Here is a 21,004-nt window from a genome sequence, read left to right as displayed (position 1 = left end):
TATAACTTCTATGCATCGTCACCGGAATGGAAATGGCAGGCACAGCATATCTTGTCGAGCTTATTCTATGAAAATAAAGCGGGAAGGCTGACAGAAGAAACGAGCAGGGACCTTTACGGTGAGAACATACTTGCAAGTGTTTCCAGGATGGAGTTATTCAACAGCTGTCCTTTCTCGCACTTCGCAAGTCATGGGTTGAAGCTCAGGGAAAGAGAGTTCTTTAAACTTGAGGCACCTGATATCGGGGAGCTGTTTCATTCCGCACTGAAATGGATATCGGATGAGGTAGAGAAACATGGTCTGACCTGGGCTGCCCTAACAAAGGCTCAATGTCTGCAATTGGCTAAGGATGCGGTTGCGATGCTGGCTCCAAAATTGCAGCACCAGATTCTCCTAAGCTCAAACCGCCTTCATTATATCGCGAAGAAGCTTGAACATATCATCGGCCGTGCAAGTCTCATACTGAGTGAGCATGCGAAAGCGAGCGGATTTGTACCTGTCGGGGTGGAACTTGGATTCGGACCGGATGCAGAATTGCCGCCTTTTCAATTTCAATTAAAGAATGGCACGAAGATGGAACTTCAAGGACGAATTGACCGGGTGGACAAGGCTGAAGATGAAAATGGGGTATATCTGCGCATTGTCGATTATAAATCCAGCGCGAGGGACCTTGATGTGACAGAGGTTTATTACGGACTTGCGCTGCAAATGCTGACGTATTTGGATATCGTCCTATCCCATTCGAAACAATTCGTAGGCAAAGAGGCGCAACCTGCAGGGGTATTGTATTTCCATGTTCATAATCCGATGATCAACAGTAAGAAAATATTGACACTGGATCAAATTGAAAATGAAATATTTAAGAGCTTCAAGATGAAGGGGCTGGTCCTGGGGGACGCCGACATCATCCGCTTGATGGATCGGTCCCTTGATTCTGGAAGTTCGGATATCATTTCTGCGGGAATAAAAAAGGATGGCACTCTTTCATCAAGGTCCAAGGCCGCTTCGAAGGATGATTTCTATTTCATGCGTAAACATGTCAGAAGGCTTTATGAAAATGCCGGCAATCAAATTGTTTCGGGTGCCGTTGATATTACACCTTATAAACTGAAAGACAGGACTCCCTGCCAATTCTGTTCTTACCGTCCAGTTTGTCAATTCGATCAATCGCTCGAAGAGAATGATTACAGAGTCCTGCGGGCGGCTAAAGCAGATGATCTGCTCGCAAAAGTAAGAGAGGAAGTTAATGAATATGAGTAATTATACCGTTCCCGTTAAACCGGAAGATGTCACATGGACGGATGACCAGTGGAAAGCAATCTGGGCTAAAGGCCGGGATATCCTGGTTGCGGCCGCTGCCGGATCCGGAAAAACCGCAGTGCTTGTCGAGCGTATCATACAACGTATCCTTTCGGAAGAAGACAGGCTGGATGTCGATGAACTGCTGGTTGTTACTTTTACAAATGCATCCGCTGCTGAAATGAGGCACCGTATCGGCCAGGCAATTGAAAAAGCGATCGATGAAGATCCTCACTCGACACATCTCAGGAAACAGCTGAGCTTATTGAACCGGGCTTCGATATCAACGTTGCACTCTTTCTGTCTCGAAGTAATCCGAAAATATTACTATCTTATCGATATAGATCCCGGGTTCAGGATCGCAGATGAAACAGAAGGGGATCTGATCCGTGACGAAGTGCTTGATGAATTATTTGAAGACGAGTACGGAAAAGAAGATAACAATGCGTTCTTCAGGCTGGTGGATACCTATACAAACGACCGCAGTGACGGTGCCCTTCAAGAGATGATACGTAAACTGTATGATTTCTCCCGTTCCCATCCAAATCCGGAAAAATGGCTGCGGGGGTTACCGCAGATGTATGACATCAGTGAGGAATCAGAAATTGATGCTCTTCCGTTTATGGAACCCCTGAAAATAGATATTAAACTGCAGCTGCAAGGTGCGAGAACCCTGTTCCATAAGGCGCTTGAATTGACAAAGGTTCCCGGGGGGCCATCTCCAAGAGCTGAAAACTTCATGGACGATCTTTTGGTTGCCGATGGGCTGCTTCAGGCAGAAAAGATCTCATGGAATGCCCTCTACGAGAAAATACAGAACCTTCATTTCACAAAATTGAAGCCGTGCCGGGGCGACGAGTTCGATAAAGATCTTGCAGATGAGGCCAAAAAAATCAGGGATCAGGGAAAGAAGATGCTTGAGAAGCTCAAAGAAGAATTCTTCTTGAGAAAGCCTCAATCATTTTTGGCGGATATGACAAATATGAGAGATGCCATTCATACTCTCGCTGAACTTGTCATTGAATTTGGACTCCGTTTCAATGCCGTCAAGGAAGAAAAAGGTCTGGTTGATTTTGCCGATCTGGAGCATTTCTGTCTTGATATTCTCAGGAAGCCGGCTGAAGGTGATAAGCTTGAACCGTCAGAAGCAGCTTTGCAATACAAACAAAAATTCAAAGAGGTGCTGGTGGACGAGTACCAGGATACCAATATGGTGCAGGAATCCATTCTTCTCCTTATTACAGGGGAAGAGGAGCAGACAGGCAATCGGTTTATGGTTGGGGATGTAAAACAGTCCATCTACCGTTTCCGATTGGCAGAACCCAATTTATTCTTAACAAAGTATAACCGTTTTCTTCCCGGGCCAGGGGAAGCGGGTTTGAAGATAGACTTGTCCCAAAATTTCCGAAGCCGTAAAGAGGTGCTTGAGGGTACTAATTTTCTATTCAAGCAAATCATGGGCATTTCTGTCGGAGAAATGGAGTACAACAAGGAAGCGGAATTAGTGAAGGGTGCACCGTATCCTGAAGATAAGGAATATCCAATCGAGGTAGCGCTGATCGATCAGGAAGCAGCTGAAAATGCTCCTTCCTCTCCTGAAGATGAATCACTTTCCGTCTTTGATGAAGAGGATATTGAAAAATCTGTGCTTGAAGCAAGATATATGGCTCAGAAAGTAAAAGCGATGATTGAAGATAGAACACCTGTTTATGATACAAAAACAAAAACAGAGCGGCCGATTCAATACAAGGACATCGTGATTCTGCTTCGTTCCATGCCTTGGGCAGCGGAGATAATGGAAGAGTTCAAACGACAGGGGATCCCGATTTATGCCAACTTATCGACTGGATATTTCGATGCAACGGAAATTTCCATTATGTTGTCTCTGCTTAAAGTAATTGACAATCCCTATCAGGATATCCCGCTTGCCTCGGTACTCCGATCTCCGATAGCAGGTCTCGATGAAGAGGGCTTAGCAAGTATTCGCGTTCATTCTAAAGCAGGCAGCTATTACGAAGCCTTGAAGAAATATGCTGAACATAAACCTTCAAGGCCGGCCGGGGAAGAAACATTTGAAAAGGTAAAACTATTTCTTTATCAGCTTGACCGCTGGAGAACGAGGGCTCGGCAAGGGTCAGTCACAGAGCTGATCTGGCAGTTATACCGTGATACCCGGTTCTATGACTACGTCGGCGGAATGGCGGGAGGCAAACAGCGTCAGGCAAATCTTCGTGCACTTTATGACAGGGCCCGTCAATATGAATCGACTACCTTCAGGGGATTATTCCGTTTCCTCCGGTTCATTGACCGTATGAGGGAAAGGGGAGATGATTTAGGTGTAGCAAGGGCGCTGAGCGAACAGGAAGATGTTGTCCGTTTAATGACAATCCATTCAAGCAAAGGGCTGGAATTTCCGGTTGTCTTTGTAGCTGGGACGTCAAAACAGTTCAACTTGATGGACTTGAACGCTTCATATTTACTTGATAAAGACTTGGGGCTGGCAAGCAAGTTTACCGATCCAGACAAGAGGATAAGCTACCCTTCCCTTCCACAGCTTGCATTCAAACGAAAGAAGCGGATGGAAGCTATCTCGGAAGAAATGAGGGTATTATACGTGGCGCTCACCCGCGCCAAAGAAAGGCTTTTTCTAATCGGGACCGTTAAAAGCTTCGAGAAATCAGTGAAGAAATGGAAAGGGATGATGAATGAAAGTGAATGGCTGCTGCCTGATTTTGACCGTGCAGGAGCTGTTTCCTACCTTGATTGGATTGGACCTTCACTTATTCGTCATCCCCACTCTGAAGAACTGCATGAAGGTGAACCAGGAGGGATCGGACGAAACGATGAAATCTATCGTCATCCATCCTGCTGGAACGTAACGAAGATCTATAAGTCCGAACTGAACGAGGAAGAAGAAACTGCCGATGATCGAACGGACGATTGGAGAAAAAATGTAAAAGACGGAAAAGAGGTTAACTCAGAGTCATCCTATAAAGAAGATGTGGTTGAACGTCTTCTATGGAAATATCCAAACATGAAGGCTGCCAGCCTGCGTTCTAAACAATCAGTCTCTGAATTGAAACGAATGTATGAAATAAGGGATGAGTCTTCAAGTGTAGAATTGCTCAGACGCCAGCAGAAGCCTGTATATAATCGTCCTGCATTCATGCAGACAAAGGAGCTGTCCCCGGCTGAGAAAGGGACGGCCATGCATACCGTCATGCAGCACATCTCTTTCTCGGAAGGCAAGCCTGATGAACAGACGCTCTCTGACCTCTTGGAAGACCTGGTCAGTAAAGAGATCCTCACAGAAGAACAAAAAAAGTCCATTTCAGTCCTGAATATCCTGCGTTTCTTTGAAAGTGAACTAGGTAAGCGAATGGTAAACACCGGCAGCATACAAAGGGAAATTCCTTTCAGTATGAGTGTGCCTTTAAGAGAGATTTCCGATACCGGGGATGAGGCTGCAGAAGAAACCATTCTCGTGCAAGGGGTAATCGATTGTGTTTTCAGGGATGAAAAAGGTCTTGTGCTTCTTGACTATAAAACAGACGGTATTCATGACCGGTATAAAAATGGTTTCGAGGAAGCTAAAGAAATCCTGGAAAATCGTTATAAAGTCCAAATAGAACTTTACACAAAAGCATTGGAATCAATATGGAAAGAAACAGTTTCAGAAAAATACCTCTATTTCTTTGATGGAGGTCATTTGCTGGAACTGTAACAAACGGGCCGCTTCTGGATGGAATCATCTTAGAAGCGGCTTTTCATTTGAGGTGAAACAGGGAATGATAGAACAAAATAAAAAAACAAGGACCTGATAAGGAATGAAGAACAAATCAATCGGAACATGTGAGCTTTGTGAGCGACAGCATGTTGCCACAACCGTCCATCATCTGACTCCGAAAGAAGTCGGCGGGTCTTTCATGCCTACTGGTGAACTGTGTATTCCATGTCATAAACAGATTCATTCCCTATACACAAATGAAGAACTGGGTGGGAGACTGAATACCATCGAAGACTTAAAAAGGGATGAAAAGATAAGGAAATTCGTTAAATGGATCCGTAAGCAGCCGCCATCAAAGTTAGTTAAAACAAAAAAGAGCAACGACCGCAGGAAAAGGAAGCACTAACCATTAAATAGAGGCGAATCAACTAAAAGCTAAACAGAAAAAGGACTACAAAATTGCCAAACAAAAAGCAAAAAGCCCCTGGGTTTGACTTTTTGCTTCTTAATTATTTCCTGTAATCGGCTGATCTACAACATTGCAATCAAAAGTGTTTGTGATACTGAAGACATTATAACTTAATTGGAATGGGCCGGTATTGAAGCCGCCTGAGCCGCTAAATGTTTTCGAGGAAGATTTCGGTGAAATGATTGCAGTATCCCCAAACTGAACATTTCCGCCACCCACACTTAATATGGAAACGGGACCTATAATCGCAGGCATATAAAACACCCTTCTTTTTATAATCTATACTTCTAACCTATGTGATAATGATGGGAGCGTTCATTCATATATGTTTTCATTTTCCCCGTTACGGAATTCAACGTACTCAACGAGTTCGCCTTCTTCAGCTTCCAATCCAGGGACTTCAGCTTCTTGGATATCTTCTATTTCTTCTTCACTGTATTCTGCATTGCCTTCGAGTTGACGGATGTGTTTTACACGTGAATCCATATAAACATTGCAGGTGTTTCCAATATGGATGACGGAGGAAAATGCAGTTGCCTGTACGTTCATACAATTGACTTTAATCGGGGAAAGGTTCAGTCTATTGACGATTACCTTTCGTTCAATCGGCGGGAGTTCGACTGTTTTATTGAATACTTCTGAGTCGAAGGTTCCCTCGCTGCCCAGGAAAAATTCCTTTTCCCTCTGAACGGCGTATGCTTTTGTTGTTGAGAAAATGGTTTGTGAGTCGCCGAGCTGATAAACGGAAGAGAAAGAAAGTGTGATTCCAGACAGCTCATTCACTATAGAACATCTTTTCAACATGACGGGTCATCCCTCCGATGTGAGCGGGACAAACGGACCGATCAAAAGGGATTCAGGGGGGGTATCAAAGGCTGATGCCAGCTGGATGACATCAGCGTCCCCGATGAGTACAAGGGAGGCGCTTGCAACCCCTGCAATATCAATGTTACCGACAGATAATTCGCGATTAATCACTTGTAGCTTCATCATTTTTCATTCCTTCCATATTTTCAGGCATTTGTGACATGAAGGAAAAGAGTGCTGTTTGGATATCTTGTTTTATTTTTGAGATGATTTTTCCCCTCCACTCTTCATCCGTGTATTTTCCTTCTATAAAGGGGATATTTTCCATGTAAAAATCAATTCGCTGAGGCATTTGTTTTAATAAATCCTGCTGTATCATTTCATGATAAGAAGAGTCAATCGAACGCTGAAGCTGGGTTTCATTATCTGAAATCAGGGCAGGCAGGTCCTGTTGGATGTAGGATGTCACTTCTTCTGTAATCCTTTCGCGATAAGGTGTCAAATCTTTGACGCCTTTCTTCTTACCGTTTCCGTCAACTACAAAGTCCTCGATTTCTTCTTTCAGTCCGCCCGGGTTCAAGCCGATATTCAAGGTGCCGTCCAAGGATTCGACCTTTAACTGATCAAACTTATATTCAATTTTTTCAACATTTATTTTTGGTGAGTCCCTCACTGTATGCAGCTCTTCTGTTAGTTTAGTGACCTTTTTTTCCAGCGCGACAATTTTCGTATTCAGGTTTTCGATATATTGATAGAGCTGCTGGGGTGTTAAATAATATTGGTTCATGTTTACACCTCTTTCTTTCGCCGCAGGTCATGACGGTACAGGAGTTTGTAAAGGAACCAGCGGTGCAGCAGAAGGTCCTTCGGCTGGTTCTTCGGGTCCATTCTTCTGTGCTTCAGGAGCGGGACCGGTGAATCCGCCTGTATTGTAAAGGTAACTATTCGTATTGATTTGTCCGCAGGTCCCTATTTGAAAAACGGAGGAATTCGTCATTCCCCCGATTTTTATAAACCGAATCTGGATGGTTTGCTGAAGGTAATAGTTCATTGGGCATCACTCTCATAAATTAAAGTTTATACCTTGATCCATGACTTCATCGTCCACTGTATAAGTCAGAGAACTTTCGTTATAGACCGAAATCCCTTTGCCTGTAATGAAAGATCCTGCACCGGCAAAGGTTTTAGCGGTTGAAATAGGACTGATTGTAAAGACATCCCCGATATGGAAGACGCCGCTGGAACCGACACTGACGACCTGAGCTATTCCTACGATCGCGGGCATAACAACTCACACCTTTAAGACTAAGTTAATTATTGTTATTCTATGTGAGAAGATCGATTAAGTGATAATCGCCTAAATCGCAGTTGTCATGTACAATGGAAGAGAACTAAATGCTGGAGGAAAAATGGATGAATACATTATCGCCTATTAAAGAATCAGAACGCATCGTAAGCTTGGATGTGATCAGGGGATTTTCATTGCTGGGTATCTTTATCATCAACATGATATCTTTTCATTCGCCATTTCTTTATATGGATCCGTACTCATGGTGGAAGGTCCCAAGTGATATTGCGCTTTTTCCCTGGATAGATGTGCTGGTACAAGCAAGCTTCTATCCCTTGTTTGCCATGATGTTCGGCTATGGTCTGGCTATTCAGCAGGACCGGGCTGGAGAGAAAGGAATGGCTTTTTATACATTTGCAATCAGAAGGCTGCTGATATTGCTTGTCATCGGCTGCACACATGCTTTCTTAGTTTGGTCAGGAGATATATTGATCAATTATGCTGTTTTCGGGCTTCTGCTGCTGTTATTCATGGGATTAAGAGGAAAAAGCTTACTGCTGCTGGGAAGCTTGCTGCTGCTTCTTCCGCAATTGTTTTTTAGTATATTATTAGTTTTAATGACATTTTCAGATCCTGCGGGTGTAGCGCATTATACAAATATTGGAGCATTGCAGGATTCTGTCGCGGCTTACGCTTCAGGGAGCTTCTCAGAGATCATGGTACAGCGGTTCAGTGATTGGTATGCAGTAAATTCGCCAGGCAGCCTCTTATTCCTGATCCTTTCAATCCTGCCTGTCATGATGATCGGTGCAGGAGCCGGTAAGTTGAAACTTCTTGAAAAAGCAGCGTCCTATAAAAGAAGCTGGCTGCTCTTGGGGGTATGTTTGCTGGTTACAAGTATCGCAATTAAGATGCTTCCCCTTATGATAGAGACTAATGCAGCTTATTCATACATACAGGATTATCTGGGAGGTCCTTTCTTATCAGTATCTTATGCAGTAATCCTGGCTTTATTAGTAGAGAATAAAAAAATGAAAAAATGGAGCAAGCCACTTGCATCAGCAGGCAGAATGTCATTAACCAATTATCTGCTGCAATCCATTATTGGTACATTGATTTTTTATTCTTATGGATTTGGACTTTATGGGCAGGTGACCCTGACCACTGGGACATATTTAGCTCTTGGCATCTTCGCCATACAGGTGATCATTTCTGAAATATGGCTTTCGAAATTTAAACATGGTCCTGTGGAGAAGCTGTGGCGGCTTCTCAGCTATGGGAAACGTCCTGAAGTGAAAAAGACAGAATTGTAACTTACTATTTTAATTGAGGATGCAAAGGGGATGGGTGAAGATGAAACTGACAAGTTTTGAAGTGAATGGAAAAGCAACATACGGAGTTGTTGAAGGAGAACACGTTATTGATCTATTAAGTTTATCCGAGAGCTGCAGTAAAGGGCTTCCGCAAAGTGTGCAGCAAGGAATCGAAAGCGGTGAGGAGTTTCTCAGGGAAGCTGCAGAGCTTCTAAAGATTGCACGCAGCGAGAATGCTTCAGCCAGTCATATATACTCTTTGGAAGAGATTAACTGGCTGCCTCCTATACCGTTTGTAAAAAGGAATATCATGTGTGTAGGGAAAAACTATCGTGAACATGCCATTGAGATGGGGAGTGAGAAAGACATCCCCGAAAACATCATGATATTTACCAAAGCGACAACCACGGTTACAGGACACGAACAGAAGGTTCCTGTCCATGATAAAGTAACCAGCGAGTTGGATTACGAAGGGGAGCTTGCGGTTGTGATCGGCAGGCAGGGTAAAGGAATCACGCCTGATGAAGCGATGAATCATGTATTTGGATACACGATCGTAAATGATCTGACAGCCCGGGACCTGCAGAAAAAACATGGTCAATTCTTTATCGGGAAAAGCTTGGATTCCACTTGCCCGATCGGTCCTTATATCGTTACAAAAGATGAAATAGATACTCCCCAACTGCTTACGATCAAAACCTGGATCAACGGGGAAGTCCGCCAGTCATCAAGCACGGATCTTATGATTTTTAAGATACCGGACATCATATCGACGCTATCTAAAGGGATGACACTCGAACCAGGGGATATCATCGCGACAGGTACCCCCGCAGGAGTCGGAAAAGGCTTTAATCCGCCTCGCTTCTTAAAAGCGGGTGATTTGGTCGAAATTGAAGTCGAAGGCATTGGAATTTTGACAAATCAGTTACAGTGATGGGTTACATTTCTGTTACTGACTAGGATGTGGTAATATATTATGAGCATAAACATTCTAGCAGTGGGAGGTTTACTATGTTCGATAACACACATGCCCATATCACAACTTGGGCAATTGCGCTTATTCTTTTCTTTGTAGCCGTTGGATTACATAATGCCGGCAAAGCAAAAGGCATGAAAGTGGTACACATGATTCTTCGCCTTTTCTATTTACTCATCATCCTGACAGGCGCACTCTTGTTCTGGAAGCATCAAGGCATCGATCCGGCTCTTTATGGTGTGAAAGCATTGGTAGGAATCTGGGTCATCGGTATGCTTGAAATGGTTCTCGTCCGGATGAAAAAAGGGAAGAACACGAAGGTATTCTGGATTCAGTTGATCATCGCATTGATCATCGTCATCATCTTAGGATTTAGATTGCCTCTTGGATTTTAATATTGATTCCCAGTGAAGGGTCTGCTCTTAGCGGGCTCTTTTTGTTTGTATGGTAATACATGACTTTGATTTAGTAAAAATACATATCCAATTCTGTCGAATTGTGGTATTTTTGTAGTAACATGTCTTTAAGAGTAGGTGTGAAATTTGATTACAACATTTCAATACATATACAAAGACGAAACTTCATTAAAGCAGTTTATACAAGAGAATGAATTAGCTTTATTTCCTTCTCTCCTCATTCAAGCCTTCGCTGGTCATGCTACCATTCACTTTATATCTTCGCTTCAAAAAGAAATAAATGAACATTTACCCCACGCCACACTTATCGGCTGCAGCTCAAATAGTCAAATATATGAAGGCCGGCCAGTCTCTGAAATCGTGCTTTCTTTTACAGCTTTTGACAGAACGGAAATGAACGCTCTCCTTGTTGATGGAACAGATCTCAACTCCAATCAAGGAGTAACGTTATATAATGAACTGATTCGTTTTGATACGAAAGCAGTGATTCTTTTTGCAAGTCATCTTAAATTGGACATCTCAGGGCTCCTTGAGGGAATCGCACCAAGCATTGATGATGATTTTAAAATTGTCGGAGGGGTTTGTGCGGACGATCCCCGGGCATTGCCGTCATATGTTTTCACAAATAATCGAATTTCAGCTGATGGATTTGCAGCCGTTTCATTGAATAATTCGGAATTACACGTTCACACTTATGCACATGAACATTGGCAGGAGGTAGGTCCTTCATTTGAAATAACGAAAGCATGCGGTAATGTTATTTATGAAATCAACCATAATAAACCGATGCAGCTTTTAGAAAGATACTTAGGGAAAGCGTTCGTCGAAGACCTACCCGATTCCTCGATCGAATTTCCTTTCCTGTTTCAACAAGGGAGCGAGAAGTCAGCGGTCTATGTCATCAATCTCTTGGAGCACGGTGCGATCGAAGTAAACCGTGAATTAAAGGCAGGGGACAGGCTGAGCTTCGGTTTTGTAAATGTACAGGATTTACTGAAGTCCACTACGAATCAATTGAATAAACTCAAACGACGTCCTGTAGAAGCCCAATTTGTATACAATTGCGTAGCAAGAAAGAGGTATATAAGAGATTTTACAAATCAAGAGCTTTCCAAATTGAATTCGATTTCTGCAGTCAATGGTTTTTTCTCCTATGGTGAATTTGGTTATGATTCAAAACAGAGACCAAAGCTAGTTGCGCATTCTTTGACTTATTTAGGAATCTCTGAAGAAACAAGGATGCCTCTGGCTGATTTCACCACAGATTTTCAAATGTCCCCAGAGGCGAATGCCATGATGTCTTTGACAAATCTTATCAACAGCGCTTCCACCGACATCAAAGAGCTCACTCAGAATATCGAGGTTTCAGAAGAATATTACCGCTCTCTTTTTGAAAATAATACTGATTTTGTTTACAGTACGGATTTGAGCGGCCGTTTTACTTCGCTCAATCCATCATTTATAAAAACATTCGGTTACAGTGAAAAGGAGCTTATCGGAAAAAACGCATTGAATTATATCATGCAGCAGGACCGGCACAGGGTTAGGAGATACTTCTATCGGGCGATGGATGGGAGGGAACAATATTATGATCTGCCCATTGCAACAAAAGAGGGGAAAATCAACTTTTTTCAAATAAAAAATATCCCGATTACGGTTAATGGTCAATGCGTCGGTATATTTGGGATAGGAAAAGACATCACCCAGCAAAGGCAGTCGGAAAAGAAGATTACTCAACTAGCTTACTATGATGGGGATACTGATTTACCGAATAAACAGAAATTCAGGGAGATCATGGATGAAAAAATCCAGAGGGTGAAAAAGAAAAAGCGAAAGCTTGCCGTTCTTTTCATGGACATCGATCGTTTTAAGATCATCAATGATACATTAGGCCACAGAGCAGGTGATCTCATCATTAAAGAACTTGCCAAGCGACTCCTGGACACCCTGCCGAAAGGTGCCTATCTCGGCAGGTTCAGCGGAGATAAATTCACTGTGCTTTTATCTAAGAATGTAAATGAGGAAAGTATATCTACACTCACTGATGCTTTATTGGAGACGATCAGAGAGCCTTTTTCCCATAAGGGGAAGGAATTCTTTATGACCGTCAGTATCGGGGTCGGAATATTTCCCAGGGATGGTGTGAAGACTTCAGAATTGCTCCGCAATGCGGATGCTGCCTTGAACTACGCTAAATCCGGAGGGGGGAATCATACGGCCTACTTCACGAGAGATATGAATGAAGAAACCATCCATAAAGTGGAGCTGGAAGCTCAATTGCGTAAAGCAATTGGAAGAAACGAATTATATATCGCCTATCAGCCGATCATTGCGGTCCCGAATGAGTCCCTGATAGGATGTGAAGCGCTATTGAGATGGGAACATGAAGAGAAAGGTATGATATCTCCAGCAGAGTTCATCCCATTAGCAGAAGAAACCGGATTGATCCAGGAAGTCGGGAAATGGGTATTGATACAGGCATGTGAGCAGCTGAAAACATGGCTGGATAAGAAACTGGGTGATTTCTATGTATCTGTAAATGTTTCGGCATGTCAATTCCAACACCCTGCATTCCTAAGTGATGTAAAGGAAGCCCTCAGTGTTTCGGGATTGCCGCCGGAGTATCTCTGTCTGGAGCTGACTGAAACCATTATGCTTCACGATGCATCCTATTCGATTCAGGTCATGGAGGAACTATCGGTACTGGGAGTCAGACTTGCGATAGATGATTTTGGAACAGGCTATTCATCCTTGAGTTATCTGAAGCATTTACCGCTTGATATCTTGAAAATTGACAGGTCTTTTGTCAAAAGTATGAATGACCATTCTCCCGACGTCGCAATCGTTCAATCTGTTTCCATGATGGGACGGGGATTAAATATGAAAGTGGTGGCTGAGGGTGTGGAAACATTACAGCAGCTTAATTTGATCAGGCAATTAGGCTGCGATTATGCACAGGGTTTCTACATAGAGAAACCATTGGAAGCTGGAAAAATGCATGAATTCATAATGAAACATAACTTAGCGGCACTGCAATAGCACTAATTGGCTTTATTAGACTTAAAAAAATCCGTGCATTGAACGATGCGCGGATTTTTTTGTGGCGATGTTTTAACAGGACTCTTTCAATGGCATTGTGTTTCAATGTGACGAAATAAAGGCTGATCAATAAAGTAATCCGTCCTTCTCTTCATCCTGTGTCATGTCAAGGAATGAAATTTTCTATAACGATTCGTTTTCCCGTACTGAGTGTAAATTCAAAGCGATCCCGCTTCTTTTTGTAATAAGTGAAGTGATGCTGAACTGCGCATACCTCATCACCATTATCAAAGGTGATGAAATTCACACCCTGCTTCATTTTTTGGCTGCTTAAGAAAACAAGATGATTGTGACAGAATATACAATCATACAAAGAATAATTTAAATTGTTTAGAGTAGATATGAATTGATGGAAAGCATCGTCAGAAATGTCTTCTATCAGGTTTTCCAGTGAAAAGAGTATGTTCTTTTTTATTTGGATTTTGTCCCCATCCTCCATTCTGATACGTTCGTAAGGAGTCGCAATAACCCCGTTTTCCAACAGGACACCGGTGACCCATGTATCCTCCTTGAATAACCTGATTTCATGATTGATGTAAAACTCCAGTTCGGTCTCTTCATCTGCATCTATTTCAAAAAATAGCCATAAGTCTTCATCAAAAAGGACAGTTCCTTCTGTAAAAGCTCTCTTTTGGGATTTTAGGATGTTTGAACGATAAATATTACTCAAATGAATATCCCTCCTTAACTACATTTCTTATCATAATTATCATATTTCATTCATGTGAAATTGAGTGAGGCAATTAACCATTTATCTTGAATTGCATAAGATAATCTATGTGTCAAAGAGCCCAGTTTGTTTGACCAGAAAGTGAGGATGATCACAATGTGCGGAATTACAGGTTGGATACATTATAAACGAAATCTTTCAAACCAGGAAAAATTAGTCGGGAAAATGGCAGAGACTCTGACAAAGAGAGGGCCGGATGAAACAAATACATGGGTTAATCATCATGCTGCATTTGGTCATAAGCGTCTGATTGTAGTGGATCCAGAGGGCGGGCGTCAGCCGATGAGCATCACACATCAGGGGAATACGTATACGATTTGTTATAATGGTGAGTTATATAATACGGAAGATTTGCGGGCGGTGCTAAAGGGGAAGGGATACTCATTCAAAGGACATTCCGATACGGAAGTTCTATTGACATCCTATATTGAGTGGCGCGAAGGATGTGTGGGACATTTAAACGGCATTTTTGCTTTTGCCGTTTGGGACAGTGAAAAGGAGCGTGTATTCATCGGAAGGGACAGGATGGGCGTAAAGCCTTTATTTTATTTAGAAAGTGATGGCGGTATGATATTCGGATCAGAAATCAAAGCACTTCTGGCTCATCCGGATTGTAAACCGCAAGTGACACATCAGGGCTTGGCGGAAGTACTCGGACTGGGACCTTCCCGAACTCCAGGTGAAGGGGTGTTCAAGGATGTTAAGGAACTCCGTCCGGCACATGCAATGATTTTCTCTAAAGACGGATTAAAATTCTGGCGATACTGGAACGTAAAGAGCGAGAAACACGAGGATTCGTTTGAAGATACCGTAACCAATGTCAGATTCCTGTTGACAGATGCCATCAAACGTCAATTGGTATCGGACGTTCCTCTCTGTACATTTCTATCTGGAGGATTGGACTCCAGTGCTATCACTGCGATTGCAGCCAATACTTACTGCAATGAAGGAAAAGGCAATCTTCATACCTACTCGATCGATTATGAAGAAAATGACCAGTATTTTACGAAGAGTGATTTCCAGCCGAACTCTGATGCCCCGTGGATTGAAAAAATGTCTAAAGAATTCAGTACGGTCCATCACCGCAGTGTCATCAGTCAGCAAGTACTGAAGGATTATTTAATCGAAGCCGTTCATGTAAGAGATCTGCCCGGGATGGCAGACGTCGATTCATCCCTCTTATGGTTCTGCAAAGAAATCAAAAATGATTTCACAGTAGGACTATCGGGAGAGTGCGCCGATGAAATATTCGGCGGCTATCCATGGTTCCATCGCGAGGATGATTTTAACCGAAGAGGATTCCCCTGGATGCGTTCGGTGGCTGAAAGACAGGGGCTGTTAAAAGATGACTGGAATAAAAAGTTGAACCTGCAGGAATATGTCCTTTCCCAATATGACAAGACGGTGGCTGAAACTCCGTTATTAGATGGGGAGAATGAAATCGAAACAAAAAGAAGGCAATTATTCTATTTGAATTTAACATGGTTCATGACGACTTTATTGGACCGTAAAGACCGTATGAGCATGGGAGCCAGCCTCGAAGTCAGGGTTCCGTTCGCCGATCATAGATTGGTAGAATATGTGTGGAATATCCCATGGGAAATGAAAATGCACGATAACCGGGAAAAAGGTATTCTCAGGAAGGCGTTGGAAGGAATACTGCCGAATGAGGTTCTTTACAGAAAGAAGAGTCCCTATCCCAAAACCCATCATCCAGTTTATACGAAATTAGTAAGTGATTGGCTGAATGAAATTTTGGAAGACCGTTCGAGTATACTCTATGAGTTATTCAATGAACAAAAGCTAAAAGAAATCGTGGGAACAGGAGGATCTGCATTTCAGGTCCCGTGGTACGGCCAGTTAATGACAGGGCCGCAGCTGCTCGCCCACCTAGGTCAAATCCATGTATGGTTCAGGGACTATAAGATAGAAATTGTTGAATAGCTGCCGGAGAAACAACCCGGATCATTACAGGGTCCGGGTTTTTCATGTATGGTAATTCAAGCAATAAGCGATATTCAGTTCCATGAAAAAAAGCCCCCGTAAGCATACGGGGAACCTTTTATAAACATCAAACGGTATTACGCTGATCTACCTTGCCCGCGTTTCCGGTACCGATCGAGTTTAGGCGCTCTACAAGATCGGTTCCGAATGGGGAAGGGGCTGCATTTGATTCCAACACGGTATCTTTAAGTTCATAGGCATTCGAACCATGTTCAGTGAAATCAAGTCCGGACAATTCCTCTTCTCTGGATACGCGTATGCTTGAAAATCTGGTAACAATAAACAGGAAACCTCCCACTGTGACTGTCGTCCATAGAATCACGGCTGCAATGCCTAAAGTTTGTGCCGCCAATAAGGATGCGCCGCCACCATATAATAACCCATTTTGTGCATCAAAGAGCCCGACAGCAGCAGTTCCCCAAATTCCGCATATACCATGAACAGCAATTGCTCCCACAGGATCATCAATTTTGAATTTAGAATCAAGGATCGTAACAGCCTCGACCAAAATGACACCGGCAATAAGCCCGATGATCAGCGAACCTGTTAAGGATACGTTTGCACAGCCTGCGGTTATTCCGACCAGTCCCCCCAACGCTCCATTTAGAGTCAGGGAAGGATCTACCCTCTTGAATCGAAGTAAGGTATAAAGTGCTGAGGAAAGAATTGCAGCTGAAGCTGAGAATAATGTTGTCGTGATTACATGAGGGACAAGTTGAGGATCGGCTGCCAGGCTGCTGCCTCCATTAAACCCGAACCATCCGAACCAAAGGATGAAAACACCGAGAGCTCCAAGGGGGATATTGTGGCCGGGGATGGCATTTGCTTTTCCCTTGGAATATTTGCCGATCCGCGCACCAAGGAACATTACTGTTATGAGAGCTCCGACGGCTCCCGTAAGATGGACGACGGTAGATCCTGCGAAATCTACAAAACCAAGTTCTGAAATCCATCCGCCGCCCCACACCCAGTGCCCGACAACAGGATAAATGAGACCTGTCATTACAATCGTCAGTAAAATGTAACTTATCAGTTTCATGCGCTCAGCCACTGCTCCAGAGATAATCGTGGCACATGTAGCAGCAAAAACGGACTGAAAGAGAAAGAATCCGATGTCTTCACGCCCTGTCAGAAAAAAGCTGTCAATACCGACGATGCCGCCAGCGGTGCTTCCGAACATCAAGCCAAAGCCCAGAAGGAAGTAAAGGACAGCTGCGATTGAAACGGTCAGGAAATTTTTCATCAGGATGTTAAGTGCGTTTTTTGCCCGGGTAAAACCTGTTTCAACCATCGCAAATCCAGCATGCATGAAGAATACTAAAAAAGCTGCAATCATGACCCACATCGAGTCTACGGAAGCCTGAACAGATTCAGCAGTAGGGGCGGCAGCAAAAGCAGAAGTACTAAAAAAAAGTGACAATAACAGCAAAACAGTAATTTTTTTAATCAATGGAATCCCTCCAATTATTTAGTGAAAAAAGTAAGTCATTTAATGAAAATGAGCTTATAGAACTGCTTCCTTTCCTCGTTCCCCAGTACGAATGCGCACAACCTCTTCTACTGGATAAATAAATATCTTTCCGTCCCCAACGGTTTCCGTACTGCACTGATCGACTATCAGACCGATGATTCCTTCCACTTGATCATCGTCGACAACCATTTCCACCTTTACACGCGGCACTAGATTGATTTCAAATTTATTACCGCGGAATATACCTTGTTTTCCTTTTTGCTTTCCGCATCCAGCGGCTTCTGAAACCGTTAATCCGCCAAATCCCCGATGACTTAGTGCCTCTCGCAGCGATATGAAAGCCTCTGCCCGGATGATTGCTTCCACCTTTTTCATTTAATTGCCTCCCTTAAAATAGTTGATTTCATTCGATGTTAGATTTATTAACATAAAATTGTTATATTATTTATCATATTTAGAAAATAACAAAATATCAAGTACTATTTTTTAATGAAAGCGTTTTAATGTAAAAAAACCTTACATGAATACATATCTTCTTTATAAAAGAACAGAAAAAGAGCCATTCAAAGGAATAGCTCTTACTAAGTCAGTGACGGTGAAGTGGTTTAGAATTTTTGGTTTATTCCTCGGTTTTCACAAATCCTTTCTTCATCCAGCTCTTGGAACGCCAACGCTTCAGCATGATCAGGCCACGAAGCCATTCATCTGCAATGAAAGAAATCCAGATTCCGATTAGTCCCAGGCCGAACCAGATTCCGAGGACGTAGGACAACGTGACGCTTACCCCCCACATTGAAAGGATCCCCATGTAAACAGGGAAACGAACATCTCCAGTCGCCCTCAGTGAATTGATGACAACCAGATTGAAGCTTCTACCAGGTTCAAGAATGATGGTTAAATAGATTAATGTTTTTCCAAGTGTAATGACCTGTTCATTATCAGTGAAAATACGCAACAGCGGATCTGCGAAGATTGAAAAAATCCCTGCCATGACGAGCGAAATGATGATGGCAATTTTTAAACTTTTCAGACACCGATCGTATGCATTTTCATATTCTCTTGCACCGATTAGGTGTCCGATCAATATTTGAGTGCCCTGACTGATTGCAACACTGAATAAAAAGATGAACATCATTAAGTTCTGTGCATACACTTTCGTTGTAAGGGCATGTGTGCCCATGCTTGCGATGAAGTATGTAATGACCATCTGTGAGCCATTATAGGATAAGTGTTCTCCAGCTGACGGAATGCCGATCCGAAGTAAATTCTTAACATGGGAAAAAGAAAGCTTAAACAGCCTTTTAACCGGTAAAGCAGAAGGGATTCTCTTGTTGATCACGATGATTCCAACAATGAGTCCGAGCATACGGGAAGTGATGGTTGAAATAGCGACTCCTTCAACTCCTAAAACTGGGATGCCGAATGGGCCGAATATGAATAGGTAATTACCGATGACGTTAATAATATTCATTCCAATCGTGATGTACATGGCATCTTTTGTGTAGCCGTAACTTCTCATGATTGATCCTGCAGTCATAATCAATGCCTGTATAAATGCGAAACCTCCGACAATTTTTAAATAGGAAGAAGCTTCACTCATCAAGGATTGGGGGAGATCCATCGAAGAGAGTATCGGTTCAGTGAAAAGAATTAATGCGATGCTCAAGAACAGACCGAATAGAAGATTCACGGCCAAAGAAACGAGGGAAATCTCCCCCGCAAGTGTTTCTTCTTTAGCCCCCAAATGTTGTGCGACAAGAATCGCCGTCCCGGTAGCAACAAAACCGAACATCACAATGATGAGAGACAGGATTTGATTTGATACACCTACAGCAGCAACTGAATCATCCGAGTATTGGCTGAGCATTAAAGTATCTGCGTTCCCCATGAGCATATGTAGAAAGATTTCAATGAAGATCGGCCATGTTAATGCAAACAAGGTCATTTTTTTCTGTGATTTGTTCATAATGCTACTCCTTGTCATTAAAAAATTCTTAGAAAGTGAGAAGGGGACTAGCTCAGGGTGAACTGAGCTAGTCCCGCAATTTGCAAGGAATCCAGAATTAAAGTTGAAGGATGGCAAAACCATATTCTTCAAGTTCGACCTCGATGGTGTCTGCTTCAGCAGCAAATTCTTCTTCGTTCCACAAATTCACTATTTTCTTCCCTTTTAAATCAAACGGCAGGGAATAGGCGGTTTCTTCATCCCTGCAATTCAGAAGGATCAAGATGGTATCTTCTCCATTTGATTTAGTGAAGGAGATGCATCCTTCATGAAGATCTGCAGGTAAGAAGGAAAGAATCCCTTCATTGGCGAGTAAGGGGTGGGTACTTCTTAGCGCAATGTGCTTCTGCACATGTTGGAACAGTTCTTGGTTATGTTTTTCCCTTTCCCACGGGAAGCATTTTCGGCAGCCGGGGTCTTGTTCACCGGTCATGCCGATTTCATCACCATAGTAAATACATGGTGTACCAATAAATGTAAGCATAAAGCTGTATATTTGTTTCAGTCTGCGGATATCCTCTCCGCACTCTGTCAATATTCTCGGTGTGTCGTGACTTCCGACCAAATTAAAATTCACTTCATTTACGTTTTTAGGATACATATGAATGACACTGGTTAAATTCTCAATAAACTTTGATGGTGAGATGGATTGTTTGGCGAACAGATTGATCAAATTTGTCGTAAAAGGATAATTCATAACGGCATCAAACTGATCCCCGCGCAGCCAAGGCATCGAATCATGCCAGATTTCACCCAGTATATAAAGGTCAGGTTTTATTGATTTTACTTCACTTCTAAAGATCCTCCAGAAGTGGTGATCGACTTCATTGGCGACATCAAGTCGCCAGCCATCGATATCAAACTCCTTCACCCAGTAGCGGCCGACTTCTAATAAATATTCCTGCACTTCTTTATTTTCTGTGTTTAATTTAGGCATGGCTGCCTCAAATGCGAACGTGTCATAGTTAGGCGGAGTTTGTTCTGTATCAAGCGGAAAATATTTAATGTGGAACCAATCACGATAAGGTGATTTTTCGCCATTTTCAAGTACATCCTGGAAATGCGGGAAATAAAAACCGCTATGGTTGAAAACCGCATCGAGCATGACCCTTATTCCATTTTCATGACATTTACTCACAAGCTCCTTTAATGTTTCTTTCGTGCCGAATTGAGGATCGATTTCAAAATAATCAATTGTATCATATTTGTGATTGGAGTGCGCCTTGAAGATCGGAGTAAAATAAATTCCCGAGATGCCCAGTTCTTTTAGATAGGGGATATTCTCGATGACCCCATCAAGATCGCCGCCGAAGAAATTTGATCTTGAAGGGTCTGTGCTGCCCCATTCAAGTGTCCCCTCCGGATCGTTCTTCCGATTGGAGTTCGCAAACCGTTCAGGG

General features: G+C 42.8%; 19 protein-coding genes. 8 read left to right on the top strand and 11 right to left on the bottom strand.

Annotation, left to right across the window (positions count from 1 at the left end):
• From HP456_RS05475 to hlpB, 3 genes are all read left to right on the top strand, one after another.
• Positions 1-1,260 (top strand): PD-(D/E)XK nuclease family protein (locus tag HP456_RS05475; RefSeq protein WP_172249003.1); only part of this gene is annotated, 1,260 nt, incomplete at its 5' end.
• Positions 1,253-5,023, top strand: coding sequence for a helicase-exonuclease AddAB subunit AddA (gene addA, locus HP456_RS05470; protein ID WP_172249002.1), 3,771 nt, complete (start codon positions 1,253-1,255; stop codon positions 5,021-5,023). The genes HP456_RS05475 and addA, both read left to right, overlap by 8 nt.
• 103 nt (positions 5,024-5,126) lie before the next feature.
• Positions 5,127-5,432, top strand: coding sequence for an HNH nuclease-like protein HlpB (gene hlpB, locus HP456_RS05465; protein ID WP_172249001.1), 306 nt, complete (start codon positions 5,127-5,129; stop codon positions 5,430-5,432).
• Positions 5,433-5,531: 99 nt separating this feature from the next.
• Here the strand turns inward: hlpB and HP456_RS05460 are convergent, their stop codons facing one another.
• The 6 genes from HP456_RS05460 to HP456_RS05435 are packed head-to-tail and all read right to left on the bottom strand — an operon-like array spanning position 5,532 to position 7,587.
• Positions 5,532-5,750: a spore germination protein gene (locus tag HP456_RS05460; RefSeq protein ID WP_172249000.1), complete on the bottom strand. Its 219-nt coding sequence runs from the start codon at positions 5,748-5,750 to the stop codon at positions 5,532-5,534.
• 60 nt (positions 5,751-5,810) lie between these two features.
• Positions 5,811-6,299, bottom strand: coding sequence for a spore germination protein GerPE (locus HP456_RS05455; protein ID WP_172248999.1), 489 nt, complete (start codon positions 6,297-6,299; stop codon positions 5,811-5,813).
• Between the two features lie 6 nt (positions 6,300-6,305).
• Positions 6,306-6,485 (bottom strand): spore germination protein GerPD, encoded by a 180-nt coding sequence (locus HP456_RS05450; protein WP_172249005.1) that lies wholly within the window; start codon positions 6,483-6,485, stop codon positions 6,306-6,308.
• Positions 6,466-7,089, bottom strand: coding sequence for a spore germination protein GerPC (gene gerPC / locus HP456_RS05445; protein WP_172248998.1), 624 nt, complete (start codon positions 7,087-7,089; stop codon positions 6,466-6,468). Before gerPC ends, HP456_RS05450 begins: the two co-directional genes overlap by 20 nt.
• 27 nt (positions 7,090-7,116) lie before the next feature.
• Positions 7,117-7,353, bottom strand: a complete 237-nt coding sequence (locus HP456_RS05440) for a spore germination protein GerPB (RefSeq protein ID WP_172248997.1) — start codon at positions 7,351-7,353, stop codon at positions 7,117-7,119.
• Between the two features lie 12 nt (positions 7,354-7,365).
• Entirely contained in the window at positions 7,366-7,587 is a 222-nt protein-coding gene (locus HP456_RS05435; RefSeq protein WP_172248996.1) for a spore germination protein, read from the bottom strand.
• A 128-nt stretch (positions 7,588-7,715) separates the two neighbouring features.
• On the opposite strand from HP456_RS05435, the gene HP456_RS05430 reads away from it, so the two are divergent.
• The 4 genes from HP456_RS05430 (at position 7,716) to HP456_RS05415 (ending at position 13,334) form a co-directional block, all read left to right on the top strand.
• The gene (locus tag HP456_RS05430) at positions 7,716-8,903 is read left to right on the top strand and encodes a DUF418 domain-containing protein (RefSeq protein WP_172248995.1); all 1,188 of its coding nucleotides are present in this window, start codon (positions 7,716-7,718) and stop codon (positions 8,901-8,903) included.
• Between the two features lie 40 nt (positions 8,904-8,943).
• A complete protein-coding gene (locus tag HP456_RS05425) occupies positions 8,944-9,837 on the top strand; it encodes a fumarylacetoacetate hydrolase family protein (protein ID WP_172248994.1) in 894 nt (297 codons plus the stop codon).
• Between the two features lie 77 nt (positions 9,838-9,914).
• A complete protein-coding gene (locus HP456_RS05420; RefSeq protein ID WP_172248993.1) occupies positions 9,915-10,274 on the top strand; it encodes a YisL family protein in 360 nt (119 codons plus the stop codon).
• 147 nt (positions 10,275-10,421) lie between these two features.
• Positions 10,422-13,334: an EAL domain-containing protein gene (locus HP456_RS05415; RefSeq protein ID WP_172248992.1), complete on the top strand. Its 2,913-nt coding sequence runs from the start codon at positions 10,422-10,424 to the stop codon at positions 13,332-13,334.
• A gap of 166 nt (positions 13,335-13,500) precedes the next feature.
• On the opposite strand, the gene HP456_RS05410 is transcribed toward HP456_RS05415, so the two are convergent.
• A complete protein-coding gene (locus HP456_RS05410) occupies positions 13,501-14,064 on the bottom strand; it encodes a DUF2777 family protein (RefSeq protein ID WP_172248991.1) in 564 nt (187 codons plus the stop codon).
• A 147-nt stretch (positions 14,065-14,211) separates the two neighbouring features.
• Here HP456_RS05410 and asnB point away from each other — a divergent pair, with 147 nt between their 5' ends.
• The gene (gene asnB / locus HP456_RS05405) at positions 14,212-16,068 is read left to right on the top strand and encodes an asparagine synthase (glutamine-hydrolyzing) (protein WP_172249004.1); all 1,857 of its coding nucleotides are present in this window, start codon (positions 14,212-14,214) and stop codon (positions 16,066-16,068) included.
• Positions 16,069-16,195: 127 nt separating this feature from the next.
• On the opposite strand, the gene HP456_RS05400 is transcribed toward asnB, so the two are convergent.
• The 4 genes from HP456_RS05400 to HP456_RS05385 form a co-directional block, all read right to left on the bottom strand.
• A complete protein-coding gene (locus tag HP456_RS05400; RefSeq protein WP_172248990.1) occupies positions 16,196-17,578 on the bottom strand; it encodes an ammonium transporter in 1,383 nt (460 codons plus the stop codon).
• 54 nt (positions 17,579-17,632) lie between these two features.
• Complete coding sequence (locus HP456_RS05395) at positions 17,633-17,974, bottom strand: P-II family nitrogen regulator (protein WP_172248989.1); 342 nt, start codon at positions 17,972-17,974, stop codon at positions 17,633-17,635.
• 244 nt (positions 17,975-18,218) lie between these two features.
• Positions 18,219-19,565 carry an MATE family efflux transporter gene (locus tag HP456_RS05390; protein WP_172248988.1) on the bottom strand — a complete coding sequence of 449 codons (1,347 nt, stop codon included), beginning with the start codon at positions 19,563-19,565 and terminating at the stop codon, positions 18,219-18,221.
• A gap of 97 nt (positions 19,566-19,662) precedes the next feature.
• Positions 19,663-21,004, bottom strand: a 1,342-nt coding sequence (locus tag HP456_RS05385; RefSeq protein ID WP_172248987.1) for a glycoside hydrolase family 13 protein, incomplete at its 5' end; no start/stop codon positions are given.

It is taken from the genome of Bacillus haikouensis, from assembly GCF_013179555.1.
In the GTDB taxonomy this organism is placed as follows: domain Bacteria; phylum Bacillota; class Bacilli; order Bacillales; family Bacillaceae_B; genus Rossellomorea; species Rossellomorea haikouensis_A.
The sequence above is the reverse complement of the archived record's forward strand: the minus strand, read 5'-3'. Positions and strand labels throughout refer to the sequence as shown.